The organism is Desulfovibrio sp. 1188_IL3213 (genome assembly GCF_036763145.1).
Lineage (GTDB): Bacteria > Desulfobacterota > Desulfovibrionia > Desulfovibrionales > Desulfovibrionaceae > Desulfovibrio.
Genome location: NZ_JBAIYR010000404.1, coordinates 1 through 2,040 on the forward strand (window position 1 = coordinate 1; position 2,040 = coordinate 2,040).

General features: G+C 61.1%; 2 protein-coding genes. Both read left to right on the forward strand.

Going from position 1 to position 2,040, the window contains the following annotated elements:
• The first annotated feature begins 177 nt into the window (after positions 1–177).
• A complete protein-coding gene (locus V6C16_RS11955; RefSeq protein ID WP_333543302.1) occupies positions 178–1,389 on the forward strand; it encodes an MFS transporter in 1,212 nt (403 codons plus the stop codon).
• Positions 1,390–1,420: 31 nt separating this feature from the next.
• Positions 1,421–2,040: nickel insertion protein (gene larC / locus V6C16_RS11960; RefSeq protein ID WP_333543303.1), on the forward strand; the 620-nt coding region annotated here is incomplete at its 3' end.

Below are 2,040 nucleotides of genomic sequence, written 5' to 3' on the forward strand. Positions count from 1 at the left end.
CGAAGCGGCTCTCGCCAGCATGCTGGTCAGCTGCGCGCCGGGCGTCGGCGTGATGAATATCGACAACGGCTACGGGGCCGCCTGTGCGGCGGCCAGAATCATCAACCTTTGTGCAACCAAATACCGGCATTCCGTGAGCGTCTTCAACGCCTCGCTTGCTCAAAACCAGGAATAGACATGAACGCTCAAGCAATAGAATCGCAAGAAATACGTTTCAGCACCCGCGCAGCCCATTGGTCCGCGGTGTTTTCCCTCTTCGTGGGAGTAACCGGCCTTATCGCCGCGGAATTCATCCCGGTCAGCCTGCTCACTCCAATCGCCCAAGACATGGGCATAAGTGAAGGCATGGCCGGGCAGTCGGTCACTGCGGTCGGGATATTCGCAGTCATAACCAGTATTCTTTTGGCCCCACTGACCCGAAAAATAGACCGGCGGCATGTCCTGCTCTTTTTCTCCGTGCTGATGGTGGCATCAAATGTCATCGTCGCGCTCGCGCCCACCTACCCGATCATGCTGATCGGGCGCGGCATGCTCGGCATTTGCGTGGGCGGCTTCTGGTCCATGGCCTCGGCCGTGACCTTGCAACTGGTGCCCACCAAGGACGTGCCAAGGGCGCTTAGCATCGTGTATGCGGGGGTATCGGTGGCCACCATCATTTCGCTGCCGCTCGCCAGTTACCTCGGCCACCTGGTCGGTTGGCGGAATATCTTCTTTATGGGTGCGGGAATAGGACTTGTAGCGCTGGTCTGGCAGTTTCTGACCCTGCCTTCCATGCCGGCACGCGACGGGAACAACTTCCGCAACATGTTCGGGCTGCTCAAACGCGGCTGGGTGCTGGCCGGGATCGGCGCCACCATCTTCAGTTACGGCGGCTATCACGTTTTCTTTACCTACCTGCGCCCGTTCCTGCAGCTTGACCTGCAGCTCGCGCCCGGTGCTCTTTCCGCCGTACTGCTGGCCTTCGGCGTAGCCAACTGCGCGGGCACCTTCATTGCCGGTGCCATTCTCGGCAAGCATTTCCGGGCAACGCTCCTGGGCATTCACCTGGCCCTGTCGGCTCTTGCCGTGCTGCTTTTCGCCACCAACGGCGAGGTCGGCGTGAATACCGGCCTGGCCATCGCCTGGGGCTTTATTTTCGGCTTCATCCCGGTCGCCTGGTCCACCTGGATAACCCGCACCCTGGCGGACAAGGCGGAAATCGCGGGCGGCGTGTCCGTGGCCGCCATCCAGTTCTCCATCGGCCTCGCGGCCGGAATCGGCGGGATTACCTTCGACAGCATGGGCATCGGCGGCATTTTCGTCGCGGCCGCCGTCATCCAGGTACTGGCCGCGGTTCTGATAAAAGCCAGCTTTATGGCCTTTGCCAGAGAAAACGGCCGCCCGGCCTGATACGGCTGAAAAACAGACGGAGAATACCATCATGGCAAAAAACGATAAGAACCACGGACGCGACAAGGCCCATGAACACGGGGCCGAAGAACATCACCATCAGCACGACCATGAACATGGGCACGGCCACCACGAACATGCCCATCATGAACATCATCACCATGAGCACGCGGCAGGTCCCGTTCTGACAGTGCGCGCCAACTCAGGACTTTCCGGCGACATGATGCTCGCGGGCCTGGCCACCCTGGCCGGACTCGGCGCCACGGAGTTGGAAGCCCTGGTCAAGGAGCTCGGCCTTCCCGCCCTGGAAGGGGCGTTGAAAATAGAGCCGAAATCCGTCAACCATATCGCGGGCGTCGGATGCTCCATAACCCTCCCGCACGAACACGCGCACAGGACGCTGGCGGAAATCAAACGGATCATCGCCGATTCGGCCATGCCCGAAGAAGCGAAAGAGCTTGCAGTCCGCGCCTTCAGCATCCTCGGAGAAGCGGAAGGCGCCGTGCACGGCAAGAAAACGGACGACGTGACCTTCCACGAGGTCGGGGCGCTGGACAGCATTCTGGACACCTGCCTCGCCTGCAGGCTGTTCACCATCATCAAGCCCGCGCGGTTCGTGTGCAGCCCGCTTCCCGTGGCCGACGGAGCCAT